This is a genomic window from Acinetobacter sp. ANC_7553, assembly GCF_056779895.1.
In genome coordinates this window covers 124,997-150,180 of record NZ_JBWYIV010000010.1, presented here as the reverse complement: position 1 = coordinate 150,180, position 25,184 = coordinate 124,997, and the positions used below count along the sequence as shown (strand labels likewise).

Annotated in this window: 23 protein-coding genes; 6 read left to right on the top strand and 17 right to left on the bottom strand. The window is 38.8% G+C overall.

Going from position 1 to position 25,184, the window contains the following annotated elements; genetic code table 11:
• The 7 genes from AC1M9I_RS09740 to AC1M9I_RS09710 form a co-directional block, all read right to left on the bottom strand.
• Positions 1 to 2,196, bottom strand: a 2,196-nt coding sequence (locus AC1M9I_RS09740) for a GA-like domain-containing protein (protein ID WP_481593574.1), incomplete at its 3' end; no start/stop codon positions are given.
• A 654-nt stretch (positions 2,197 to 2,850) separates the two neighbouring features.
• Positions 2,851 to 3,324, bottom strand: coding sequence for a peptidoglycan-binding protein LysM (gene lysM, locus AC1M9I_RS09735; RefSeq protein WP_035269196.1), 474 nt, complete (start codon positions 3,322 to 3,324; stop codon positions 2,851 to 2,853).
• Between the two features lie 197 nt (positions 3,325 to 3,521).
• Complete coding sequence (acpP, locus tag AC1M9I_RS09730; protein ID WP_035269198.1) at positions 3,522 to 3,758, bottom strand: acyl carrier protein; 237 nt, start codon at positions 3,756 to 3,758, stop codon at positions 3,522 to 3,524.
• An 84-nt stretch (positions 3,759 to 3,842) separates the two neighbouring features.
• The gene (gene fabG / locus AC1M9I_RS09725) at positions 3,843 to 4,577 is read right to left on the bottom strand and encodes a 3-oxoacyl-ACP reductase FabG (protein ID WP_035269201.1); all 735 of its coding nucleotides are present in this window, start codon (positions 4,575 to 4,577) and stop codon (positions 3,843 to 3,845) included.
• The gene (gene fabD, locus AC1M9I_RS09720; protein WP_035269203.1) at positions 4,574 to 5,560 is read right to left on the bottom strand and encodes an ACP S-malonyltransferase; all 987 of its coding nucleotides are present in this window, start codon (positions 5,558 to 5,560) and stop codon (positions 4,574 to 4,576) included. Before fabD ends, fabG begins: the two co-directional genes overlap by 4 nt.
• A gap of 214 nt (positions 5,561 to 5,774) precedes the next feature.
• Positions 5,775 to 5,960 (bottom strand): 50S ribosomal protein L32, encoded by a 186-nt coding sequence (rpmF, locus tag AC1M9I_RS09715; RefSeq protein ID WP_035269206.1) that lies wholly within the window; start codon positions 5,958 to 5,960, stop codon positions 5,775 to 5,777.
• Positions 5,961 to 6,037: 77 nt separating this feature from the next.
• Positions 6,038 to 6,595: a YceD family protein gene (locus AC1M9I_RS09710; protein ID WP_035269208.1), complete on the bottom strand. Its 558-nt coding sequence runs from the start codon at positions 6,593 to 6,595 to the stop codon at positions 6,038 to 6,040.
• A gap of 97 nt (positions 6,596 to 6,692) precedes the next feature.
• On the opposite strand from AC1M9I_RS09710, the gene AC1M9I_RS09705 reads away from it, so the two are divergent.
• Both AC1M9I_RS09705 and AC1M9I_RS09700 read left to right on the top strand, forming a co-directional pair.
• Entirely contained in the window at positions 6,693 to 7,355 is a 663-nt protein-coding gene (locus AC1M9I_RS09705) for an elongation factor P hydroxylase (RefSeq protein WP_035269210.1), read from the top strand.
• A gap of 81 nt (positions 7,356 to 7,436) precedes the next feature.
• Positions 7,437 to 8,054, top strand: coding sequence for an L-threonylcarbamoyladenylate synthase (locus tag AC1M9I_RS09700; RefSeq protein ID WP_035269212.1), 618 nt, complete (start codon positions 7,437 to 7,439; stop codon positions 8,052 to 8,054).
• Positions 8,055 to 8,086: 32 nt separating this feature from the next.
• On the opposite strand, the gene AC1M9I_RS09695 is transcribed toward AC1M9I_RS09700, so the two are convergent.
• On the bottom strand, positions 8,087 to 8,818 hold the full coding sequence (locus tag AC1M9I_RS09695; protein WP_035269215.1) for a GNAT family N-acetyltransferase: 732 nt from the start codon (positions 8,816 to 8,818) through the stop codon (positions 8,087 to 8,089).
• 281 nt (positions 8,819 to 9,099) lie between these two features.
• Between AC1M9I_RS09695 and AC1M9I_RS09690 the strand changes: the two genes are divergently transcribed.
• The 3 genes from AC1M9I_RS09690 to rluB are packed head-to-tail and all read left to right on the top strand — an operon-like array spanning position 9,100 to position 11,686.
• On the top strand, positions 9,100 to 9,891 hold the full coding sequence (locus AC1M9I_RS09690; RefSeq protein WP_035269217.1) for a segregation and condensation protein A: 792 nt from the start codon (positions 9,100 to 9,102) through the stop codon (positions 9,889 to 9,891).
• A complete protein-coding gene (scpB, locus tag AC1M9I_RS09685; protein WP_035269219.1) occupies positions 9,888 to 10,478 on the top strand; it encodes an SMC-Scp complex subunit ScpB in 591 nt (196 codons plus the stop codon). The genes AC1M9I_RS09690 and scpB overlap by 4 nt, the downstream gene beginning before the upstream one ends.
• 41 nt (positions 10,479 to 10,519) lie before the next feature.
• A complete protein-coding gene (gene rluB, locus AC1M9I_RS09680) occupies positions 10,520 to 11,686 on the top strand; it encodes a 23S rRNA pseudouridine(2605) synthase RluB (RefSeq protein WP_081403293.1) in 1,167 nt (388 codons plus the stop codon).
• A 46-nt stretch (positions 11,687 to 11,732) separates the two neighbouring features.
• Here the strand turns inward: rluB and bioD are convergent, their stop codons facing one another.
• The 6 genes from bioD to ftn form a co-directional block, all read right to left on the bottom strand.
• Positions 11,733 to 12,377, bottom strand: coding sequence for a dethiobiotin synthase (bioD, locus tag AC1M9I_RS09675; protein ID WP_035269221.1), 645 nt, complete (start codon positions 12,375 to 12,377; stop codon positions 11,733 to 11,735).
• Complete coding sequence (bioC, locus tag AC1M9I_RS09670) at positions 12,374 to 13,153, bottom strand: malonyl-ACP O-methyltransferase BioC (protein WP_035269234.1); 780 nt, start codon at positions 13,151 to 13,153, stop codon at positions 12,374 to 12,376. The genes bioD and bioC overlap by 4 nt, the downstream gene beginning before the upstream one ends.
• Before the next feature lie 8 nt (positions 13,154 to 13,161).
• Complete coding sequence (locus AC1M9I_RS09665) at positions 13,162 to 14,319, bottom strand: 8-amino-7-oxononanoate synthase (protein WP_035269224.1); 1,158 nt, start codon at positions 14,317 to 14,319, stop codon at positions 13,162 to 13,164.
• Complete coding sequence (bioA, locus tag AC1M9I_RS09660; RefSeq protein WP_481610977.1) at positions 14,316 to 15,599, bottom strand: adenosylmethionine--8-amino-7-oxononanoate transaminase; 1,284 nt, start codon at positions 15,597 to 15,599, stop codon at positions 14,316 to 14,318. Before bioA ends, AC1M9I_RS09665 begins: the two co-directional genes overlap by 4 nt.
• An 82-nt stretch (positions 15,600 to 15,681) precedes the next feature.
• Positions 15,682 to 16,407: an alpha/beta hydrolase family protein gene (locus tag AC1M9I_RS09655; protein WP_212771600.1), complete on the bottom strand. Its 726-nt coding sequence runs from the start codon at positions 16,405 to 16,407 to the stop codon at positions 15,682 to 15,684.
• Between the two features lie 163 nt (positions 16,408 to 16,570).
• Positions 16,571 to 17,035, bottom strand: a complete 465-nt coding sequence (gene ftn, locus AC1M9I_RS09650; RefSeq protein WP_035269243.1) for a heteropolymeric bacterioferritin subunit Ftn — start codon at positions 17,033 to 17,035, stop codon at positions 16,571 to 16,573.
• A 321-nt stretch (positions 17,036 to 17,356) separates the two neighbouring features.
• On the opposite strand from ftn, the gene AC1M9I_RS09645 reads away from it, so the two are divergent.
• A complete protein-coding gene (locus AC1M9I_RS09645; RefSeq protein ID WP_035269269.1) occupies positions 17,357 to 18,421 on the top strand; it encodes an SDR family oxidoreductase in 1,065 nt (354 codons plus the stop codon).
• A 61-nt stretch (positions 18,422 to 18,482) separates the two neighbouring features.
• Here the strand turns inward: AC1M9I_RS09645 and ligA are convergent, their stop codons facing one another.
• The 3 genes from ligA to smc all read right to left on the bottom strand — a co-directional run bounded on the left by ligA (position 18,483) and on the right by smc (position 25,182).
• Positions 18,483 to 20,528, bottom strand: coding sequence for an NAD-dependent DNA ligase LigA (gene ligA / locus AC1M9I_RS09640; protein ID WP_035269246.1), 2,046 nt, complete (start codon positions 20,526 to 20,528; stop codon positions 18,483 to 18,485).
• Between the two features lie 96 nt (positions 20,529 to 20,624).
• Positions 20,625 to 21,728 carry a cell division protein ZipA C-terminal FtsZ-binding domain-containing protein gene (locus tag AC1M9I_RS09635; protein WP_035269249.1) on the bottom strand — a complete coding sequence of 368 codons (1,104 nt, stop codon included), beginning with the start codon at positions 21,726 to 21,728 and terminating at the stop codon, positions 20,625 to 20,627.
• Between the two features lies 1 nt (position 21,729).
• Positions 21,730 to 25,182 (bottom strand): chromosome segregation protein SMC, encoded by a 3,453-nt coding sequence (gene smc, locus AC1M9I_RS09630; protein ID WP_035269251.1) that lies wholly within the window; start codon positions 25,180 to 25,182, stop codon positions 21,730 to 21,732.
• Positions 25,183 to 25,184 lie beyond the last annotated feature (2 nt).

Below are 25,184 nucleotides of genomic sequence, written 5' to 3'. Positions count from 1 at the left end.
ATCCAGTGCGTCTTTGTCTGCTCCTTCTGGAAGTGCATCAACTTTCGATTGTGCATCTTCTTTAGCAGCAAGCGCATCATCACGTGCTTGAATCAGCTCAGTAAGTTCTGTTGGGGTGATGAGGCCATTGGCATTTGCATCGATCAGCGCTTGTTCTGCCGCTGCATATGCTGCTTCTGCTGCCTCTACTGCTGCTTCGGCATCTGCCAATACTTGTTCGTACTCATCTGCTACGCCATCTTCGTTTTCGTCATTTACTGTTGGTAAGGTGATGTCGACTAGATCATCTAAGCGTGCATCCAATGCGTCTTTGTCTGCTCCTTCTGGAAGTGCATCAACTTTCGCTTGTGCATCTTCTTTAGCAGCAAGTGCATCATCACGTGCTTGAGTCAGCTCAGCAAGTTCTGTTGGCGTGATTAAACCATCTGATTCTGCATCTGCTAGTGCTTGCTCTGCCTCAGCATATGCTGCTTCAGCCGCCTCTACTGCCTCTGTTGCTTCTTCAAGTGTAATATCTTCGCCGTCTGGTACGCCATCACCATCTGCATCATTGACTTCAGGTAAGTCAATATTTACAAGAGCATCTAGACGATCCTGTAAACCATCTTTAATCGCTCCATTTGGCAATACATTTACCTTATCTTGGGCAACTTCTTTTGCATCAAGTGCAGCCTGTACTTTCTGTTCAAGAATACTGAGTTCAAGCGGGTTAATTAAGCCATCTTTTTGAGCCAAAGCTAAATTATTAAGAGCTTCAGCATATTTAGCTTCAGCTGCTTCTACGGCTGACTGCGCTTCCTGAATCGCTTCTGGTAAGCCGTCTACAATGCCATCACCATCTGCGTCATTTACTTCAGGCAAACTTATGTCAGTCAGATCATCTAATCGATTTTGAAAGGCATCTTTCTGTTCCTGAACAGATTCAGGTAGAGCATTTACTTTACTTTGAGCAGTTGACTTAGCAATTTGTGCCTGCTCTAAAGCATTCTGTAAAGCATTAAGCTCTGTTGGATTAATTAATCCATCACGATTTGCAACAGTTAAAGCATTTTCAGCAGCTGCATACTTTGCTTCAGCTTCCGCAACAGCCAACTCTGCTTCAATGAGTGCTTCAGCGATATCATCTACGATACCATCATCATTTTCATCATTAATTTCAGGTAGGATGATATCCACTAAATCTTCAAGACGTTCCTGCAAAGCATCTTTTTGAGATTGAACTGATTCTGGTAATAAATTTGTTTTAGTTTCTGCTAAGGCTTTGGCACTCTCGAAAGCCTCTTTAGCTTGATCTAATTCCGCTCTTTCAGCAGGTGTAATCAGGCCGTTTTCATTCTTCTCTAAAATTAAATCTTTTAATGCTTCGTACGCTTGTTCAGCATTGGCTACAGCTTCTTCAGCATCTAGTAAAGCTTGCTCGAGATCATCTGGTACACCATCACCATTTTGATCATTAATTGGTGGCAACTCTTCATCAACCAAATCATCTAGTCGATCTTGTAAATCAGATTTTTCCTCGCCATCTACCAAGTTATCGACTTTATCTTGAGCAGCATCTTTAGCATCCTTTGCATCTTGTAATGCTTCCTCTAATTCAGCTTTTTCCTCAGGAGTAATTAACCCATCATTTAATTTATCTTCAATCAAATCTTTAAGATCTTGATAAGCTTTCTCTGCATCATTAACGAGCTGTTTTGCTTCTTCTAATTCATCGTTATTTGGTGGTTCTGGTTCCGGCGATACAGAATTAGATTTTTTATCTGAATCACTCATATTATCTGCAATAGCAACTACTCCAGCAGCTAATCCCCCTGCAATTAACCATGGAGTTAACCCTGTCAAAGCTGTACTTGAGTTTCCAGCGATAAGTGCTGAAATATCATCAATTGGATAATATTTAATAGTCGAAGCTATTTCATTGGCAGCATCTGTGAACTCAACCCAATAAAGCTGACCATTGTCATTAAATAAAATATTATGACTATTTAAGGGATCATCAAAATAACTTTCTACAACTAATTGTTCGCCATTTTTAAAATTAATAACTAAAGAATTTCCTTCTTTCTGAAAATTTAAGACCTCTTCGATTGATGCATCAATTTTCACAATTGAGTTCTGGTTTAATACGATTTTATTAGCAGTAGTCTTTTCTAAAACCGCCCCATCGTTTTTTGATAATATTTCTAAATTTTTCATGACGTCACCCAGTATTATTAAGATATTCTTTAACCCTCTATTTTTTTATCAGATTGAGAATCAATGTAAACGTCATAAAAAGTCAGTTGAAAATCAACAAAAATTCATAGTTAAAAAAAATTTTTTACACCCCATTCGAGATTCTTAAAGCAATGTTTTTATTGATAAAATTTAATTTTAAACAAAGTCACAATTTATAAACTAATAGTGAAAAAAATCTCATTATTTATTATTTTATATAAGTTAGACATAAAATTTTTAAATATTGCAAAAAAACACCAGAAACAAAATTACACTATTACTTAATTAAAGTTACATAATAAAACCCAATGAAACAATATTTTATTTCTTGAAACAAATTAAATTTTATTTATTTTCAAACACTTATTTTTACTAATTTATTTTTCCTATATAAAACATAAAGTTAGGATTAATGAATTTATTTCAATTTTTTTATTCTTATTACTTCGAAATAACTTAAAAAATGGCCAAAAACACCATTGCAATGTGGAAGTTAAAATATATTTATAGAAATTTTCTAGCCGTTAAAATATTGTTTTATATTGATAATTTAAGAATCAGTTTTAAGTTATTAAGTTACTTTAAAATAAAAAACCGAGATTTAAATCTCGGTCTTTTAGATTCATTGATATTTTAGTTTGGAATTCTTAGAACCTGTCCCGGGAAAATATCATCTGCATTTTTAAGTAATGGTCGGTTTGCTTCAAAAATTTTGTTGTACTGATTTGCATCACCATAAAACTCTTTAGAAATTTTTGAAAGATTATCCCCTGATTTTACTGTATAGAATTTACTTTCAGGCTCTGGAGATGAAACAGTAAGTTGGTCATCGACTTGAGCAACATGATCAATATTTCCCACAGCCAAGATGATCTTTTCACGATCTGCTTGAGTTTGCACTTGTCCTTTTACAGTCGCTAAATCACTGCTTGCATTATAAGTCACAGACAGTCCTGTTACTGGTAAGCCAAGTGATTTAATATGCCCCAATAATTTATTCGCAATTTCTTGAGCAGATGGCTCTGCTGGCGTTGCTGGTGTAGCTTGTTGCTCAGCTGGTGCGGTATTCTTTTTCCCAATACCTTTCACAAAATCAAAAAGACCCATTGTTATTCTCCTATTGTTATTTCAGTTTGGTGATCAAATAATTTAGATCCCTTAATTTTTATACAGAAGAACTATACCTAACGCCGTTATCTTTCTTAAACTTAAGGTAACTTAATGTAATATTGCAATTTATTCCTTAATAAAAAAAAGCCACCATAAAGGTAGCTTTTAAGTTCGAAAAGAACTGAATCTGATGATTAAGCTAATTTCTTAGTTACATAATCGATAGCAGATTGAACAGTTGTAATTTCGTTAGAATCTTCATCAGGAATAGTAATGTCGAAATCATTTTCGAAAGACATTACAAGCTCAACTAGATCTAGAGAGTCAGCACCTAAGTCATCCATGAAAGATGCTTCGTTTTTAATCTCTTCAGCTTTTAAGCCAAGTTGTTCAGCTACTGCTTGTTTGATACGTTGTTCGATATCGCTCACAGGAATTCTCCTCATTGCTTGTGGCGGCGTATAATGCCTATAGTTTAATTGAATCTTGATATATTTGAAAGTTTATACATCGCATTACGCCATGTATAAACCACCATTCACGTGTAATACCGTACCAGTAATGTAACTTGCTTTATCAGAAGCAAGGAAACTTACTGCATTTGCGATATCTTGAGGCTGACCAAAACGGTTCAATGCCACTTGATCACTCATTTTTTTCTGAATTTCATCACTTAACTGTTCAGTCATCTCAGTTGCAATAAAGCCAGGCGCGATACTATTGACAGTAATTTGACGACTGCCCATTTCTTTAGCCAAACTGCGGCTAAAAGCTTCAATCCCAGCCTTCGCAGCTGAATAATTTGCTTGACCTGGATTTGCAAAATGCGCAACGACAGAACTAATATTGATAATTCGTCCAAATCTCGCTTTCGTCATACCTTTCAATACACGTTTAGAGAGACGGAATACTGCTTTAAGGTGAATATTTTGGATATCATCCCAATCATCTTCAGACATACGAAGCAGTAGATTATCTTTAGTGATACCTGCATTATTCACAAGAACAAGTACAGGGCCAAAACTTTGTTCAATATCTGTAATGAGTGCATCAATTGCAGCTCCATCACGAACATCAAGTACTTTTCCTACACCATGTTCAGCAAATTGTGTAGATAATTTTTCAGCACCAGACTCAGATGTAGCCGTACCTACGACAAAAAAACCATCTTCGATCAGCTGTTGTGCAATCGCAGCACCAATACCACGGCTTGCACCTGTCACTAACGCGACTTTACGTTCCTGCGTCATGCAATTTTCCCTTCTGCAACTAATACAGTATTTAAAGCATCTTCTAAACGAGATTTAGTATCTAAAGGCAATGCTTTTTCAACATGTTCTAAACGTTTTGCTAAATTTGTTAATACATTCCCAGGACCACATTCAACAACATAGCTCACATCTTGATCAGCCAATACTTGAAGTGTTTTAGTCCATTGGACAGACTCATAAAGTTGTGATGTCAACGCTGTACGCAATTCATCAACACTGTCAGCCACTTGTGCATTGACATTTTGAATCACTGGAATGCGAGGTAATTGAATATCAACATCTGCTAAAGCTTTGGCAAACTCTGCTGCCGCTGGCTTCATTAATGAACAATGTGATGGTACTGATACTGGTAACGCAATTGCTTTTGCACCTTGCTCTTTTACCAAAGCTATTAACGCTTCAACCTGTGCAGTATCACCTGCCACCACAACTTGACCCTGTGCATTATAGTTTGCAGCTTCCACTGAACCCTCACCTTGAGCGGTGACTTGAGCACACAGTTCTACAACCTTAGCATCATCAAGACCAAGAATCGCAGCCATAGCACCTTGACCCTGAGGGACAGCATCTTGCATCAACTTACCGCGTAAGTTCACCAATTTAACTGCATCTTTTAAGCTTAAAGATTCTGCAGCAACCAATGCACTGTATTCACCTAGTGAATGTCCCGCTAAATATTTAGGAACGACACCACCAAGCTCTAACCATACACGCCATAAAGCAATGCTTGCTGTGAGTAGCACTGGTTGTGTAAATTCAGTTTGGTTTAACCCTTCACCACTTTGCGCAATGTGCCATAAATCAAAGCCGAGTGCTTCAGAAGCTTCAGCAAACGTTTCTTGCACACTACTAAACTGTTCTGCAAGCTCCGCTAACATTCCTGCTTTTTGAGAACCCTGTCCAGGAAAAACAAATGCAGTTTTGGTCGCAAGAACGGCTTGCTCGAGGCGTTTAGCAGACATATAAAAATCCTTTATTCAGAGCTTTGACTATTCTATTTTGATTCATTTCGATCATCTTGAACATCAAACTCAAGTCTTAACTGATTTGATGGAGCGAAATTTATCATTAAAAAAAAGCTTTGGTAATTGCCAAATACAACAAAAAATAGAAATAAAAAAAGGGAGCTTACGCTCCCATTTTTTCTACTAAGCTTGACGCTTAATACATCACCAATTATTCAGCATCAGCTGCTTTAGCGAATAATTGACGACCACGGTAGACACCATCTTTAGTTACGTGGTGACGACGGTGAGTTTCACCAGTCGTTTGGTCTACTGTTAATGCATTCTCGGTTAAAGCGTCATGTGAACGGCGCATGTCACGGCGAGAGCGACTTTTACGGTTTTGCTGAACGGCCATGATGGCTCCTTACAAAGATCGAAAAAATGGATCAGAACAAATTCGATTGTCTTATACCTAAGAGTATAACACAAAAATTAGTTAAGTTTACCCTTCAAAGCTGCCAAAACACCAAACGGATTATCTCGTTTTTCTTCAACAACTTCTTCTTGGGCAGGTTGATGCTTATGCTCACAAGACGCATGTCTTGGTGACAAAGGAATCAACAATAACAATTCATCTTCTATGAGAGAAAGTAAATCAGCGGTTGCAGGTGCATCAAATGAACCTTTTGTCGTTGCTTCACTCTCACCTAAGACGATGAAATCAGCATCCTCATCCAAGCGCTCTATCAGTGACTCATCATCGACTAAAGCCAGATGAAAGTCCAATTCGAGAGGTAATTCAACAGTATCCAAACAACGTTGGCATTCCATTGGAACCTTCGTTTCAACACTACCATCAAGCCAAACGATACGATGATACGCATCCATTGATAGCTTACAGTCTATATTGATCAATTGATTATCAATTGACCCAACAGCTTCACGGGATATACGAACAAAGCGCGACAATGGCAGTGTACCTGACCATGTGAAGCCCTGTTCAGCCCATTTAAACGGCTCAATCTGTGCCGGAAAGGTATTTGCTGACATAATTAAGGCGGCAATTCTACAAATTCATAAGTACTCTGTCAAAGATTAAGATACAATTTTGCACTTATTCAGACAGATCATTTGGGTTAATCAAGTCATGCATCAGTTGCAGCCGCAACCTGAAGTCACAACTTCATTACAGTTACACTATCCTTCGACCTCAAATTTGACCGATCACTTAGACCGCGTGCAACTCGCACCTTGGGTAAATCTGCAAACAGAAGCTCAACAGGTAGACTGGCTTATCTTACACTTTAATCATTGGTTTTCCCACTTAAATGTCACATTAGTCAAAGGCGACTTTGAACCTGAATACTTCCCTGCCTCAGACCAACAACCTGCTCGCATCCAATTCGCACATGGATTTTTCAATAGTGCTTTACATGAAATAAGCCATTGGACAATCGCAGGAGATCATCGTCGCACTCTTCCTGATCTTGGCTATTGGTACGCACCAGATGGTCGAACTGCTGAACAACAAGCCCTATTTGAACAAGTCGAAATTAAACCTCAAGCAATTGAATGGATGTTTTCCACAGCCTTTAGTCGAAAATTCCGCGTTTCTCTGGACAATTTAACGGGTGAAGGTGGTGATGGGCAGTCTTTTAAAGACAATGTTTATGCTCAAGTACAACGCTATTTTTCAGGTGAAGCTCAGCTTCCAAGAGATGCTCAACACTTTATTCAGTGCATCTGTAAGTGTCTCAGAAGTGGCAAAACATTACATTTGCATGAATTTTCTCGTGCATCGCTAGATTAAGTCTAGTAAATATATACTCATGACATTGAAGTGAATGTCCATGCACGCAATAATACGAAAAAATAATCAGGAGAAAATAAAATGCTTCATTTAAGAGTACATCCTGACAATCCACAATCTCGACTTATTACTCAAGCAGTAGAAAGAATACGTGCAGGCGATGTCGTGGTTTATCCAACAGATGCAGCCTATGCCATCGGATGCCAAATTGGTAATAAGCAAGCGATGGAACGAATTGCTCAAATCCGTGATCTTGGTGCTAAGCATCAATATGCGATCTTATGTGCGGATCTCTCAGATATTGCAACGTATGCAAAAGTGGATAATGCAACTTATCGTTTGCTTAAAAATAACACACCTGCGATTACCACCTTTATTTTGCAAGCGACAAGTGAAGTCCCTCGTCGCTTGATGCACCCCAAAAAGAAAACCATTGGTTTACGTGTACCGAGCAACCCAGTCTGTCAAATGCTTCTTAAAGAGTTGGGTGAACCTTTACTCACCAGCACCCTGATTCTTCCAGGTCAAACTGAGCCTTTGGATGATCCATATGAAATAGAACAACAATTAAGTAAAAGAATTGATGTTTTTATTGATAGTGGACTTGGTACATTAACTACGACAAGTATTGTTGATCTCTCAGGAAGTCAACCTGAAATTATCCGCCGTGGCGTGGGTGATGTGAGTGCTTTTGAGTAAAATGCCTCACCATTCATCTCTCTTTATTTGATTTACGCTGATTTTTCGTTATAGATTGCTTGGAGGGTCTTTATTTGTTGACCCTCTTGCGTAAAGTTGCTTGGTTCAAGCCAAGCTAAATAACTTTCTTTTAAAGTCAGCCACTCTTCATCCAACATTGAAAACCAAAGCGTGTTTCGGTTTCTTCCCTTGACCACTTTATGTTGTCTAAACATTCCTTCATATTGAAAACCGAATCGTAGTGCGGCTTTTTTGGAAGCTAAGTTCAACTCATGACACTTCCACTCTATACGCCTAAATCCTAAAGTAAAACACTCATTCAACAGTAAAAATAATACTTCTGTAGCAGCTCTAGACCGTTTTAAATCTGCTGAGAAGTATACATTCCCAATTTCAACCACTCCATCATCCAACCCGATATTCATCAATGCGATCCACCCCACTGGTTTGTTCGCTATGCGAATAACATAATAAATATTCCCTTGTGTACCAAATTGCGATGAGAGTTTATATGACAAGTCTTCAATCGAAGTTGGCGCTTCGTAAGGCAAATAGGTAAAGCTTGAAATAAACTCGTCTGTAATCTTAATTGGGAATAGATTTCTCGCAAGCTCTTCAATATTTTCAATTAAATTTAAAGGATATAAATTTACATACGTTCCACTCAACGCTTTGAATGAGTTTATAGGGTGAGTATTTGAGTGAACTTTTATACCTACACTTTGTTTATATACATTTTGTTCTACTTTTTGAAAATTATTCATACTCTTTTACTTCTCGTCGAACACACGCTAACAATGAATACCAGTTTACATTTATCAATTAAAACACTAAATACATCCATATAACCTTAAAAAATACCACCTATTTATTTCAATTTTTTTATCGTAAAACTGCGGATAAAGATATATTCAGCACTCGATTTAATTTAGAATACCCATATTGTTTTTATGCTATTCGAATCACTGTCCTTTTACTGATTTCGATATGTGATCTCCTGAATCGCCCAACATGCTTTTGAAAATTCGCGTGGCTAATAATTGTAATGACTCAAGCTATCCATAATCCCATGGACGCACTTCCACACATCCGTGTTTTAGATGAGTGGCAAGATACGATTCCTGAAGATTTATATATACCGCCTGCAGCATTCGAAATTCTATTAGAACATTTCGAAGGACCACTCGACTTTTTAATTTACCTCATCCAAAAAAATGGTTTCGATCTACTTCAGCTCGATATAGCTCCGATTGCAACGCAATATTTGTCATATATTGACAGTATGAAGTCACTCAATATTGAGTTAACCGCAGATTATATGGTGATGGCGGCATTATTAGCAGATTTAAAATCACGCTTACTGCTGCCTAAACCTAAATCAATCCAAATTGAAAAAGATCCAAAACAAGAATTAATAGATCGCTTAGAGACATATTTAAGGATCAAGCAAGCTGCTGAGCGTCTCGGTCAAATGCCTATTTTGGACCGTGATACTTTTCTACCCAACGTTAGCCTTGGACAAATTAATACAGTAAATGAGGGTTATGAAGCCTCTCTTCTGCGCGATGCTATGTTTTGTATTTTTAATCGCCCAGAGCCTGTTACACACCAGATTACTCAAGAACCTGTTTTGCTTGAAGAACGTATTGCCTATATTGAACAGATGACAAAATCAGGTGAGGTTTTGAAATTTGATCAACTTTTAAAACCAAGTCAAGGTCGTATGGGGTTAGTGGTGACGTTTATGGCAATATTAGAGCTAACACGTCAGCAAAAAGTTCAAATTATTGCATCAGGTATTGAAGCCCCGCTGGCAATTCAAGGGGTAATGATATGACCATTGATCAATCAAACTCCTTTCAAGTTGATGAGTTACACCACGAAGTGCTCATGCAGCTCGAAGCTATTATTTTTGCCAGTGAAGCGCCTGTTTCTATTGCACGCTTGAAAGAGGCATTTCAAAACCAATTTTCCAAACAACAACTGCGCGCATATTTGCAACAGCTTGCAGTGTTACAACACGGTCGTTCAATTGAGCTGACTGAAACAGCTCAAGGTTTTCGCTTTCAAGTTCGTGCTAAGTATCGACAAGTGATTGCACAAACTTGGCCAGAACGTCCAACTAAATTATCACCATCATTGTTAGAAACTCTAGCAGTGATTGCTTATCATCAGCCCGTTACCCGAGCCGATATTGAGCAAATTCGAGGAGTCACGAATAACAGTCAGCAACTCAGAACGTTATTCGATTGGAACTGGATTAAAGAGTCTGGTTTCCGGGAACTTCCAGGAAGACCCGCGTTGTTGGTTACAACGCCACAATTTTTAAATGCTTTTGGTTTAAGTGATTTAAATCAACTGCCTCCCCTACAGGATGCCAAGGAAGCTTTTATGGCATTGGATGCTCACGCACCCAAGTCGTAAATAGGTGAACTGTTGATGATTATTTCTAAGGTTATGCTGTTATGAGTGAAAAATTGCAAAAGGTATTGGCACGTGTAGGTTTGGGTTCTCGCCGCTATATGGAAGAAGTCATTGCTGCCGGTCGTGTTAGTGTCAACGGTCAAGTTGCTCAAGTAGGTGAACGTATCGAACCAACCGATGAGCTTCGTATCGATGGTCGTAAAGTACAGTTCCAAATTGAAGATGAAATCCGTCGTCGTGTATTGATTTACTACAAACCTGAAGGTGAAATCTGTTCACGTAACGACCCTGAAAATCGCCCAACTGTATTTGATCAATTACCATCAATTCCGGGTGATCGTTGGGTCATGGTTGGTCGTTTAGATATCAACTCAACAGGATTATTACTTTTCACAAACGATGGCGAGCTTGCAAACCGCTTAATGCATCCATCTAGTGAAATTGAACGCGAATACGCTGTACGTGTGATGGGTGAAGTGACCCCTCAACTGAAAAAGAACATGACAGATGGTGTCATGCTCGATGATGGTCCAGCAAAATTTGAGTCATTCTCTGAAATTGGTGGTGAAGGGATTAACCGTTGGTATCAAGTGGTTGTAAAAGAAGGACGTAACCGTGAAGTACGCCGCATCTTTGAATCACAAGGCTTGAAAGTCAGCCGTCTATTACGTACACGTTATGGTACAGTCATTCTGCCACGTGAATTACGTACAGGTCGTTGGATTGAACTTGATAAAAATGACATTGATAACTTAACTAAGTCTGTTGAGCTCAAACCACGTCAAGGTACTGGTCTTTACGGTATGGCGAAACGCCGCAATGAACGTATGCAAGAGAAACCACTTGCAGCACGTCGTGGTGGTTATTTACGCCAACAACGCCGTGACGAAGGCGAGCATCAAGAACCACGCCGTGACTTCCGTCAAGGTGGTGCTGATCAAAGCCGCAGTGATAATCGATTTAACAATCGCGCACCGCGTCAAGAAGGCTCAGAAAACCGTTTCAATGCACGTGCACCACGTCAAGAAGGATTTGAGAATCGATTCAACAATCGTGCCCCTCGCACTGAAAATCAGGATTTCCGCAATAAACGTCCTGAAAACAAAGGTGAAGTAAACGGCAATTCTGTTGATTACAAACCACGCAACGAAAATAAATTCGGTCAACGCAAACCTTTTGGTATTAACAAAGGCTTTAAGAAGTTCTAATTTTGAAATCCCTAAAAAAACCGCTCAATAGAGCGGTTTTTTTCATTTATTCAATAACAGGAATATCAAACCATTTAGCAGATGGAAAATGTTGTGATAAATACTTTTTTAAGTAGGTAGATGTATCACGTGAAATAAGCTCATCGTCAGATTCAGCATTCAAATTATATGCTAGAGCATATAACTCAAGCCCACGATGCTTCAGTGCCTCTAAGCTCAACAAAGTATGGTTGATGCTTCCCAAACGCCCCGAACTCACCAAAATTATGGGATATTTTTTATCCACCAAATAATCAATGGTTAAATATTGTGTTGTTAGAGGGACCATCAAGCCACCCGCCCCTTCAAGTAAAACAACTTCATATGAAGAGGACAACTGTTGAGTCGCTTGTTCAATTTTAGCGAAATCAATACTTCGCCCATCTATACGTGTCGCTAAGTGAGGCGATGCAGGATAACTGAAAATTTCAGGCATAGTGAGTTTTTGAGTATCTTCCTCTAACCAACCACATCCCATAATTTCACGATGTTTTTCAATATCTTCAGAAACATCCACATTACCCGTTTGAATTAATTTCTGAGTAATGACATTCCGCCCTTGTTCACGCCAAATTTTTGCCAAATAACCAGTGACGTATGTTTTTCCAATTCCAGTATCAATACCGCTCACAAAGTAGATTTGAGCACTCATGACTTACTCCGTGCGATAAAAAATATAGGGTGATACGTTAAAGGATATACAAGATTCTCTTGCTCATCAGTCGCAATAAATTGTCGGTAACCTAGATAAAACTGATTCAAACTTTCCTTCGTCCAACGAAATCCCTGTGAGGTTGCCGTCACACCTGTGGCCTGTAAATGTTTTAGGACCAATTTTGGGTGCGCGAAGTGTAATTGAGCCAATTGTTGTTCACAGTGCATCACTTCAAATCCGTTCTGCTCTAGTAAGCTTTTAATTTGGCTTTGATCAAAATATTTTAATCCTTGTCCAGTTAAGGATTTAATTTCTTTTAAGTTCTGAGGCCCATAAGTTGAAAAGCAAAAATAACCATTGGGCTTTAAAGCCGAATAAATTTTCTGTATCAATCTTTCAAACTCAGACATCCACTGTAATGCAGAGCTTGAGGCACATAAATCAAGGTCTTTGGGTAACTCAATTTTTTCGACATCACCAATACGCCACTCGACAGGCTGATGATGACTGATGGTATGCTCAACATCAGCATATAAATCATTCAAAATGACTTGATCCATTTTAAAATGATGAAGCATCTCTTGAGTTAGATTTCCAGTTCCACATCCAATTTCAAATACTTTAGCAAGCTCAGAAGATGAAACATAAAGACGCATCAGCTCGCTTAAATGTTTCGCTACATTTTGTTGAATACGTGCCTGATCTGCATAAGTCCAATGCGATTTTGCAAATCGAGTAGCAATCATTTCTTTTTGAATAAATTTGTTCAACATTGAGTCATTCATAATTGTTCTTTCAAACGCTCCAATTCATCTTGATTCAGCTGAGAATTCATACAAATTCTCAGGCGTGAACTTCCTTGTGGAACCGTTGGTGGCCGAACCGGCAAAATATAAAAACCAGATTGTTGTAATTGTTGTGCGCGCTCAAGTGCACGCTGAGAATCACCTAAAATTAAAGGAATAATCTGCGAGCTTGAAGGACATTCGTAACCTTGCTCAAGAATATATTGACGCAGTTGCAGACTCAAATCACTTAAATGAGCACGTTGCTCCTGCATTTTTTTCATTTTATTCCAAATAAAATGCGTCCAAGCCATGTTGATGGGTGGTTGTGCGGTACTAAAAATCAAAGAGCGCATTTTGTTGATTAAATAATCTTTTAAGATTGGATGACACACAATGTATCCACCAACAGATGCGAGTGCTTTCCCAAATGTTCCTACCAAGAAATCGATATCATCTATGACAGCATATTGTTCAGCACAACCGAGCCCTTGCTCTCCCCGAACACCAATAGCATGTGCTTCATCAACATATAACATGATTTTACTGAACTGATATTTCAGACTCACCAACGCAGTTAAATCAGTTTCATCACCATCCATACTAAAAATTGATTCAGTTACCACAATGATTCTTTGATACAAGGGATCATCATGATATTGCTCGATCAATTGCTTTAAATGAAGCAGATCATTATGTCGATAACGTATCAGCTTCGCTTTACTTAAGCGAATCCCATCAATCATGCTGGCGTGAATCAATTTATCCGAGAGAATTAAAGTTTGACTATCAGCAATCGCAGGCAGAATACCAATATTCATGTGATAGCCACTGTTGAATAACAGAACTGCCCTTTGATTGAATGATTGACTCATGTCATATTCAAATTGCTCATATTCAGGATAATTTCCTGTGAGTAACCTTGAAGATGAAGAGCTCATTCTTTTTGAATCTGCTGAACAGTGATCAAAAAATGCTTCTCTTATTTGTAGATCTGACGCAATCCCTAAATAATCATTACTCGATAGATTCAACATTCTTTGTTGCTGAAGCTCAACCCATTTTCCATGCTGAACGATGGATTTAAACTGCCGAAAATTTCCAGTTTGTTTTAATGAGTCTAACTGCTCTGCGTAGTAGTCCAACAGATTCATCTCATTTCCTCTGCAAGTTCCATCACAACACTCACCAACTGCGTTAGTAACTCAGTAAGTTCGACATCTGAAATCACAAAAGGTGGCATGACATAAACTAATTTTCCAAAAGGACGAATCCACACGCCTCGTTCTACGAAACGCTGTTGCAGCGTTTTCATATCAACATTTTGTTTAAGCTCAACAACACCGATAGCACCGAGCACACGAACATCTTGAATATGCGCTTGATCATCTAATCTATGTAAATAATGTTTTAGAATTTGCTCTATTCTTTGAATATTGGACTGCCAATCTTGTGACAATAAAAGCTCAGTACTCTTTAAGGCGACAGCACAAGCCAAGGGGTTCGCCATAAATGTAGGTCCATGCATAAATACGCCAGCTTCACCAGAGCTGATCACTTCAGCGACATGTCGTGTGGTCAGTGTTGCAGATAAAGTCATATACCCACCGGTCAGCGCCTTACCAATACACATGATGTCTGGTTCAACTTGAGCGTGTTCCCAAGCAAATAATTTACCTGTTCGCCCAAACCCCGTGGCAATTTCATCAAATATCATTAACACCTGATATTGATCGCATAGCCTCTTGGCTTCGCGTAAATATTCAGGATGATAGAAACGCATGCCTCCAGCACCTTGCACAATCGGCTCAATAATCATGGCAGCGATAGTGGCATGATGGTTTTTTAAAATTTCTGCCAATACAAGAATATCTGCTGGATTCCAATCTTCATCAAATCGAGTCTGCGGTGCAGGAACAAAATAACGAGAAGGTAAACTAGAACCAAAGACCTGATGCATCCCAGTAACTGGATCACATACTGACATTGCATTCCATGTATCACCATGGTAACCAGAACGCGTCGTGATAAAACTGGTTTTATCTTTCTTATTTTGTGCGGTCCAATATTGAACTGCCATCTTTAGTGCGACTTCAACAGCGACAGAACCTGAGTCCGCATAGAATATTTTATCTAATTGAGGTGGTGTAATTTTTAATAATGCCTTCCCTAATTCAATCGCAGGATCATGAGTAAGCCCACCAAACATAATGTGTGACATGTGCTGCAATTGATCCGACACAGCTTGATTAAGTTGAGGATGGTTATATCCGTGAATGGCACACCACCAAGATGACATACCATCAATGAGTTGACGGCCATCTTCAAGTTCAATCATCACCCCTGTAGCCTTTTTTACTTTATATGTCGGCAGTGGGTTTAACATCGAAGTATAAGGGTGCCATAAGTGTGCTAAATCGAATTCGTCAACCATCCTGGAAGAATTTCCTTATTAATCTAGACAGAGCATAACGCGAATTATTTTTGTTATGAATTGCCTGATTAGACAATATTCATCAGGATTTCTCATTCTTTCTTAGATATTGAACGATTTTGTCACTTAGTTGTGTAGCTCTAAAAATTGAAAAGCAGTGAGAGCCTGGGATAATTTCGAATTTAAAAAACTTTGCATCTATCTTTCGGATATTATCTAGAACTTTGTTACTAACTAATCCATCATCATCAGCAAATACATGTAATTGTTTTCCGACATAATTTTTCAATATCTCGACAGTATTAAGATGATATAGTAAATCCAAGCCCTGCTTTTTTAAATCTAGCTCTTCACTCGTAATTGAATTTTGCAAAGATTGCCAATCTTGTTTAGCAGTTTGGCTGCCCTGTGAGACCAGATAACAAAATCGCTTTAAAGTGGTCATGGGGTCATTTTCAAAAGACTCTCTAAAACTTTGAAAAGTAGAAAGCGGCATACCTGTAGACCAGCGTTCATTGGCAACGAAGCAAGGATTCGATGCTAAAGTAATTAACGTTTTTGCCTGACCTGAAAGCTCGAAAACCTTTTGGGTGAGCAATGTTGCTAATTGCCCGCCTAAAGACCACCCTATAATGACATCGACTTTTTTAGCTAACTCAACATGTTTAGATAATTCAACAGGGTCGAGTGCATTAAAGATATTAATCAGATCGATTTGAAATCCTGCCATATCCAAAGCAGTTTTTAAGTTTTCGAGTGGTTTTGTTCCGAGTCCCCAACCGGTAATTAATAAGATTTTACTCATGATTGCCAATCCTTAGCTGATCGTTTTCGGTCAGTATATAAAGCCAAGCACAATAACTCATTGAGCAAATCATTCAATTTCACTTTGATTTTTAGATAATTATTAAAAATGAGTCAATTTAAGCAAAATTGAGATATAAAAAAACCCAGCCTTGCTGGGTTTTAACTTACATTTGAGACTGAATATAGTTTTGTAAACCAATTAGTTCAATTAAGCGAAGCTGTTTTTCCAACCAATAAGTATGATCTTCTTCGGTATCCGACATTTGTTGACGCAACATATCACGTGTCACGTAATCGCCTTTTTCCTCACAAAGCTTTACACCTTGCGCTAATTTTTCACGCACTTCGTACTCAAGCTTTAAATCAGCTTTTAAACATGAAACGACGTCTTCACCTACTTCAATATCATCACGACTCATATTCGGTGTACCTTCCAAGAATAAGACACGGCGAATAATAGCATCAGCATGTTGTGCTTCTTCTTGCATTTCGTGATCGATACGCTCAAAAATCTTAGTGAGACCCCAATCTTCATACATACGTGAATGAATGAGATATTGATCACGAGCAGCCAGTTCACCACCGATCAACATATTTAAGTAATCTACGACTTCTGGATTGCCACGCATTTCAATCACTCCATTCTTTAATAGCAACATTATGAACAATCAGAGCTTATTTTGCAAAAAATATAATGTGTAAGTTTATGATTTTTATATAATTAAAATGAGAAACATACGCATTTGCAGTTTGAATCACTTATTTTTTACTTAAAAAATAACCCCTTGCATACAGTTAAAAAAATTCGAGAGCAGTTTTAAACAAATTTTAGCTCTATTTAATTTTGTAACCAATCGAAGTGACTCTCATTACATTTGAGTTGATGTTGAAAATGATCAAGGACAAATCCTTTTTTTAATTTTAGAATGAATCTATTTGACCATCAGGCAATAACAATGATGACGACTACTGCCCCGATTTTGGTGACAGGTGCAACTGGCTATATTGCTGGTTGGGTAATTAAACAATTATTAGAACAAGGATACACCGTTCACGCCACTGTACGAGACTTAACTAAAAGTTCAAGTTTTCAACATTTAGAACAAATCGCATCTCAAACTTCAGGCGCTTTAAAGTTATTTCAAGCAAATCTCTTAGAAGAAGGTTCATTTGATGAAGCAATGAAAGACTGTGAAATTGTGATCCATATGGCGTCACCTTTTTTAGTGACTAACTTTAAAGATCCAATCACAGACTTGATTGACCCTGCACTAAAAGGTACGACCAATGTACTGAACAGTGTCAATCGTACAGATACAGTAAAACGTGTCGTTGTCACATCTAGTATTGCTTCAACTTATGGCGATGCAGTGGATATTTTGAAAACTGAGCAGAACCAGTTTGAAGAAAGCCATTGGAATACCACCAGTAGTGCCGAACACCAACCTTATTTTTACTCTAAAGTCGCAGCAGAACGTAAAGCATGGGATATGCAAAAGGCACAATCTCGATGGGATTTAGTGTGTATCAATCCCTCATTGGTTGTTGGACCATCACTTACACCTTCTACGCAATCTGGAAGTGTTGAAGTCATTCAACAATTTGGAAATGGCATGACTTTATTTGGTGTTCCTCCAATGTGGAATGGGTTAGTCGATGTTCGAGATGTCGCTCATGCGCATATCCAAGCAGCACTTCACCCTAAAGCACATGGACGATATATTATTAATGCTAAAACGATGACCCTACTCGAAATGGGTAAAACATTACGACAACATTTTGGTGGACGCTATCCTTTCCCACGAATGATTGCCCCCAAGTTTTTATTCAAATTATTCGCTCCTCTGTTTGGCTATACGCGAAAATTCGTTGACTTGAATGTGGGTTACCCCATTTACTTCAATGCTGAGCGTAGTAAGCAAGAATTAGGCATGCAATATCGTGACGTTGAGACAAGTATCGTAGAACATTTTCAACAGCTACTTGACGATGGCATTATCAAAAAACGTGGTTAATATCTAATTACTCGAGAAAAAAGGGCATCTATTGATGCCCTTCGTTATGTGCAAGATACACTTAAGACTCAGGTTCAGTGAGCTGACCATGCTGAATCATAAATGCAATAAACTCAGCTTCATTCATCACCGGAATACCTAGTTTTTCTGCTTTTTCAAGTTTGGAACCTGCCTTTTCACCAGCAACCAAGCATTTCGTTTTACTGGATACACTACCACTCACACGTGCACCTAATGCCTGTAAGAGTTGAGTCGCTTCATCTCGCCCCATACTGCTTAAAGTACCAGTCACCACCCAGCTCTCACCATTTAAAGGTTGTCGAGTCGGTGCTATCGGTGCATCCCAATGAATTCCAGCCTCAATTAATCGATTTAATACTTCAATATTATGTTCAGCTTTGAAAAAGTCTAATATCCATTCTGCAGTAATATCACCTACATCAGGGGTTTTCTTTAATGCTTCTAAATCAGCAGATTTCAGCGCATCTAAAGTCTGGAAGGTATTGGCTAACATTCGAGCCGTAGTCTCGCCTACTCCTCGAATGCCTAGTGCGTAAATAAATGCCGCTAATGTTGTTTTTTTACTACTTTCTATTGAGTCTATGAGATTTTGTACAGATTTCTCACCCATTTTTTCAATAGTCAGCAGCTTTTCACGATGCTCGTGCAAGTGGTAAATGTCTGCAACATCTTTGAGGAGTTCAAGATGTAATAAAGACTCAACCCAACGATCACCCAAACCTTCGATGTCCATTGCTTTACGTGATACAAAATGACGGATCGCCTCTATACGCTGTGCCGCACAATAAAGCCCCCCTGAACATCGTGCTAAAGCTTCGCCTTCGGGCATCACAACTGGAGAAGCACATACAGGACATTGTTCTGGCAATTGAATTTCAGTGGTTTCTAGAGGTCGAAATTCTGGCCAAACCTTTTCAACTTTAGGAATAACATCTCCGCTACGATAGACACTCACCGTATCTCCAACGCGCACGTCCAAGCGATGTATTTCACCAATATTATGTAAAGTCACGTTTGATACTGTGACTCCGCCAACCGATACAGGATTTAATCGCGCTACAGGCGTTAAAGTACCTGTACGCCCTACCTGCCAATCAATATTTTCAACTGTGGTTAGCGCAGCCACTGCAGGGAACTTATATGCTGTTGCCCATCGAGGTTCACGACTTAAAAAGCCTAATTGTTGTTGTTGCTTCAAATCATTGACTTTTATCACCATCCCGTCAATTTCAACTGACAGGTTTGGACGCTCCTGATTTACAGATTCATAAGCCGCTTGAACCTCTTCAATACTGTCACAAACAAAATGTTTTTCCCCAACAGCAAAGCCCAACTGTTCAAGCCAATTTAAGCTCTCTGACATCGTGCTCAGACCATGATGTGGCATGCATTGCGCAATACCATAAGCATAGAATGCAAGTGGTCGTGATGCTGCTATGGTCGGATCAAGTTGACGCAAACTCCCTGCTGCTGCATTTCTTGGGTTAGCAAAAGTTTTCTCACCTTTGGCCTCATTTTCAGCATTTAACTTTACAAATCCAGCTTTAGGCATTAGTACTTCGCCACGAACTTCTAACAACGCTGGTGGTACACCTTGAGACATCATGAGTACTTTAGGCAAATTACGAATTGTTTTTACATTTTGGGTTATGACTTCTCCTGTTTCACCATCCCCACGTGTAACCGCTCGAATCAACACACCATGTTCATACCATAGTGAGATCGCAAGCCCATCAAATTTAAGTTCGACGTCGTATTGGATTTTCTGGTTCGGTAAACGCTCTTCAATTCTGCGTGCAAAGGCAAAAAGTTCATCCTGATTAAACACATTACCCAAAGACAACATTGGAACAGTATGTGTAATATTTTCAAACTTAGATAAAGGTTTATCACCGACTTTATTGGTCGGTGTATCCGTCTGTACTAAATCAGGATATTGTTCTTCTAAGTTTTTTAGTTGATAAAACAATTGATCATATTCACTGTCTTCAATTGTCGGCTGATCCATCACATAATAAGCATGGTTATGCCGAGCCAGTAATTGAATGAGTTGGCGCATTTGCGCAACGACAGCGTTCTGATCCATATTTTCACCATATAAAAGGGCGGAAAATTCCGCCCAATAATTTCAACCTAAACAGTATAAATGACTTTACACAAATTCAGTAAGTCACCTAGGTGATTAAACAGCTTGACCTGATCTATAGTCGATCGCTTTATGGCGCCAGTGTTCTTTTAACTGCGGTGTAAATTCAAGATTATTTTCATCATAGACGGTACCATCTGTTTCACGTGCAATAAGCCCTGCAATACTAACCATACTGTCATAGCCTTTTTGAACATTATGATGCGGTAATGCTAAGAAGAATGCTAAACCTTGAACTTGTTCACCGGATAATGTTTCTAAATCGAAACCTGCAGGACCCTGATCTGTGATTCTGAGTACGGAAAACAGCAATGGGCTGACTGCATCAGGAGTTTCATAACGATGGAAACAGTTCATTTCGCCAAAGCGCAATCCATATTTCATTAACACTTTCAAAGCTTTATCACCTGAAAGTGCTTTTCGAGGGTTCGGATACATATTCAAACTAATAATGTATTCGGCATTTGCTAAAGCACTTTCATCATCAAAACGTTGCTGTTCATGTAAATGCACATCCAAGATGCTGCTTTCCTCTTCAAATTCTTTGATTTCAGCAGTTTGAATATTCGGATTTAATACAAAACTTGGCTCAACTTTTTTAGAGTCTTCAATTGTAGTTTCTACGATTGAATCTTTGGAAATAAGATCTGCACTTTGAGTGTCTGTTACACCATCAATCGACTGAGCTTTACTCTCGACTGTTTCTGTATTTTTTTCTAGTGGGTCAGTCTCAGTGCTGTCCGAGTTTTTACTGGAGTCGAGCAGAGATTTACTTTCTTTCTCTGCAAGGTCTACTGAAGTATTCAGTTGCACTGTATCTACCACTTCTACAGTTTTTTGAATATTTTCAGGCGTCTTTGTAGCATGCTGATCAGCTGTTTGATCCACTCGAGCCACATCACTCGCTTCAATGTCTTTCAAACTTGGTTCTACACGCTCAGAAGAAGCCAATGGTGCGGCTTGCGCCTGTAAAAGACTACGAACATGACGAGGAATGACGGGTTGATTACATTGTTCATTTATATGTAATTCAGCATCTAATGACGGTGCTGCATCACTCGGCTTGCGCAGGATCATAAACAACCCTATGCAACAGATCACGATTGCGATCACAATTCCGATAATGGTACTGATTTCCATATTAAGACTCCGCAGCTAAACCGTATTCTTTCGCTTCTTCTAGATCAACAGTGACTAACTTCGATGTTCCTGGCTCAGGCATTGTTACACCAAGTAAGTCAGTAGCCATCGTCATCGCAACTTTATTGTGTGTAATGTAAATGAATTGGACCTGTTCAGAAAGCTCTTTTACTAAATTACAAAAACGTCCAACATTTGCATCATCTAACGGTGCATCAACCTCATCCAATACACAAAATGGTGCTGGATTCAGTCGAAATATAGCAAAAACTAATGCTAGTGCTGTTAGTGCTTTTTCACCGCCTGATAACAATGCTAAAGAACTATTTCGCTTTCCTGGTGGTCGAGCCATTAGCTTTACACCAGATTGCCAATCATCTTCTAAACTTAAACTTGCTTCACCACCATTAAACACCTTTGGGAATAAGTTTTGCAATTCCGCATTTACTTGATCAAAGGTAGTCATGAATAGCTTTTTAGTTTCTTGATCAATGCTTTTCATCGCATCCTTTAATTGTGCGACTGTTTTTTCAAGATCTTCAATTTGATGGCTTAAATCTTCATAGCGCTTTGATACTTCTTCATACTCTTCTGAAGCTGCTAAGTTCACAGCGCCTATTTTGTCAAACTGACGCTGTGCCTGCTCTAACTGCTGTTGGTGCTGACTCAAATCAATTTTCACATTTTCTAATAATTCTGCATTAAGCTCTTTTAATTGTTCAGCATAATGTTGTAAATCAGATTTAGCCACTTGCCATGCTAAACGCTTCTCTTCTAACTGGGTTCTAAAGTGCTCATCACTTTGCTGATGATTTAACCGTAGCTCCGTCAATTTTTGTTGCTTAGACTGTATTTCATTAAGTTCGACTTGCCATGAGGACCAAGTCTTTTGTAACTTTTCAGTCTGCTGCTTTTGAACCTCATATTGGCTTTGCAAAGTGGGTAATTCTAATTGAATCGGATCCACGAAATTTTTAGCTTGTGTAATTTGAGTGATGATCTGCTGATATTGCGTTTTTAGAAAACTTGCATCTTTTTCCAACAGCTCAATTTGTTGCTGATTTTGCGTATGAGTACGGCGGTTTGTTTCTAACTCTTGTTGTTTTTTGTAGACTAAGTCCTGAAGATGCTCAACCTGATCATTCAATTCTTCAACTTGAAACTCTAAGGTTTTGTAGTGTGGAAGATTGTGTTCAATTTTAAGCATCAATGCATGTAAATCGATTTCCAAATCATCTTTTTGCATCGCATCTTCTTCAAGCTGCGCATCAAGTTGAGCAATTTGTGACTCGATGTGTAGATTTTGCGACTCGAAAGCCTGCTGAGCCATTTGCTGTTTTGCAATCTTCACTTCAACTTGGTGAGCAAGGGCTTGATGATTTTTTAACGCTTTTTGCAACTCCGTACATTCACTATTTTTTTGTTCAAGCTTTAATTGCATCTCAGCGAGTTCGAGCGTCATTGACTCATGCGCTTTCACCATTTGTGTCAACTCTGAATCAATTTCATCTAATCGAATTCGGTGGCTAAGTGCTCCTTGAGCATCTTGACTCGACTCATCAAAGTACAGACCAATCATCCAGTCAGGACCCATATGATAGCCATCCAAACTTAAAATAGACTCACCTTGTTTTAATTGAGGCTGTAATTGAAGCGCCTGCTCAAAATCTTGAGCTATCGCAACGTTTAACCATAATGAGTTTTGGGGGAAATCAATCCAGCTCGCTAATGTGGGTAAACCAAGTACAGTCCCAGATACATCTTGCTGAATAACTTTTAATTGACGGGCAGATTCGGTCTGAAATAAATCTTCACTCTTTAACGTATTCGCATGCAGCCACTTTGACAGAAATTTTTCGACCAATGCTGCAAATGGTTTCGCCTGATCTTTTAGCTTCAAAATTTGCATTAAAGGGTCATTGCTCTTCGATGCATGTCGACTGACTTTCACCACAAGCTGTTGTAATTGTTTTTGTTCAGATTTCAAAATCTGTATGTGTGAATTCAAATCTGTGCATTTACTTTTTTGCTCAGTCAATGAGATTTGATCACGTTTCAATTGAGTTTCTAATTTCTCAATTCTTTCTTCTAGACGAACGATTTCAATCTGTACATCATTTTTTTCATGCAGGAGATTGTCAATATCATCCTGTTCATACTGTGCTTGATTTTGAGATTTTTGTTCGAGCAAAGTTTGTTTTTGCTGCTCAATTCGAAGCACATTTTTAGCCAATTGATCACTCTGCGCCAACATTTGTGCACGTTGCTGTTGTTGCTTTTCAACCAATGCTTTTATTTCAGAAAATGATTTTTGCGCTTCAAGTTGCTTTGCCTTCAGCTCATTGAATTGTTGTAAATCAAGCTGTGCATTTGATTCAGTATCACTCAATGTTGTTGCTTGATGTTCTTGCTGGAGGATCAAATCTTCCAACTGAATATCAATCAGTTGCATCCGCTCTTTGGTTTGTATTTTTTGCTCTTCAAGCTGCTTTAAAGTTAAAGTATTTTGAGCAAACAATTGCTGTTTTTGATCCAAATTGGCTTGTAATTCAGCCAGCTTTTTTTCAGCTTGTTGCCATTCTTGCTGAAGTGGTGTGGATTGTTGCATTAATCGCTGAAATAACTCATTTGTTGCTGTTAAATCATGCTCAACAGTGGTGAGTTCAGAACGAACAAGCTTAAATTGCTCACCCAATTCAGTCATTTCAGTTGTATATTCTTGTTGAATTCGTTCACTTTGATGGCATTGAAATGAAAGTATCTCAACTTTCAAAGTTCGAATTTCAGTCTCTAAAGCTTTATATTGAAGTGCAGCTTCTGCTTGACGCTTTAGTGTCTTTAATTGGGATTTTAATTCAACAGCAATGTCATTTAGACGACTTAAATTTTGATGAGTATGTTCTAAATGTTGCATCGTCTCACGACGACGTGCTTGATAACGTGATACTCCAGCAGCTTCTTCGATATAAACGCGCATTTCATCTGGTTTTGCATCGACCAAACGGTTAATCATGCCTTGTTCAATAATCGCATACGAACGAGGACCTAAGCCTGTTCCTAAAAAAATATCTGTAATATCACGGCGGCGGCATTTTGTACCATTAAGAAAATATTCAGATTTACCATCGCGATTGACTTGGCGACGTACCGCCAACTCACTATAAGCGTTATATGCTCCACCTAATTTTCCATAGGTATTTTCGAAGCGTAATTCTACACTCGCCATTCCCACTGGTTTACGCTTTGCTGTCCCAGTAAAAATGACATCCTGCATACTTCCACCACGTAACTGGCGTGCGCTTGACTCTCCCATCACCCATCGGATTGCATCGATGACGTTGGATTTACCACAACCATTTGGTCCCACGACTGCGGTACGGTTGGCTTTAAATTGTAAGGTGCTGCTATCCGCAAAAGATTTAAAGCCAGAGAGTTTTAAGCTGCTTAATCGCATAG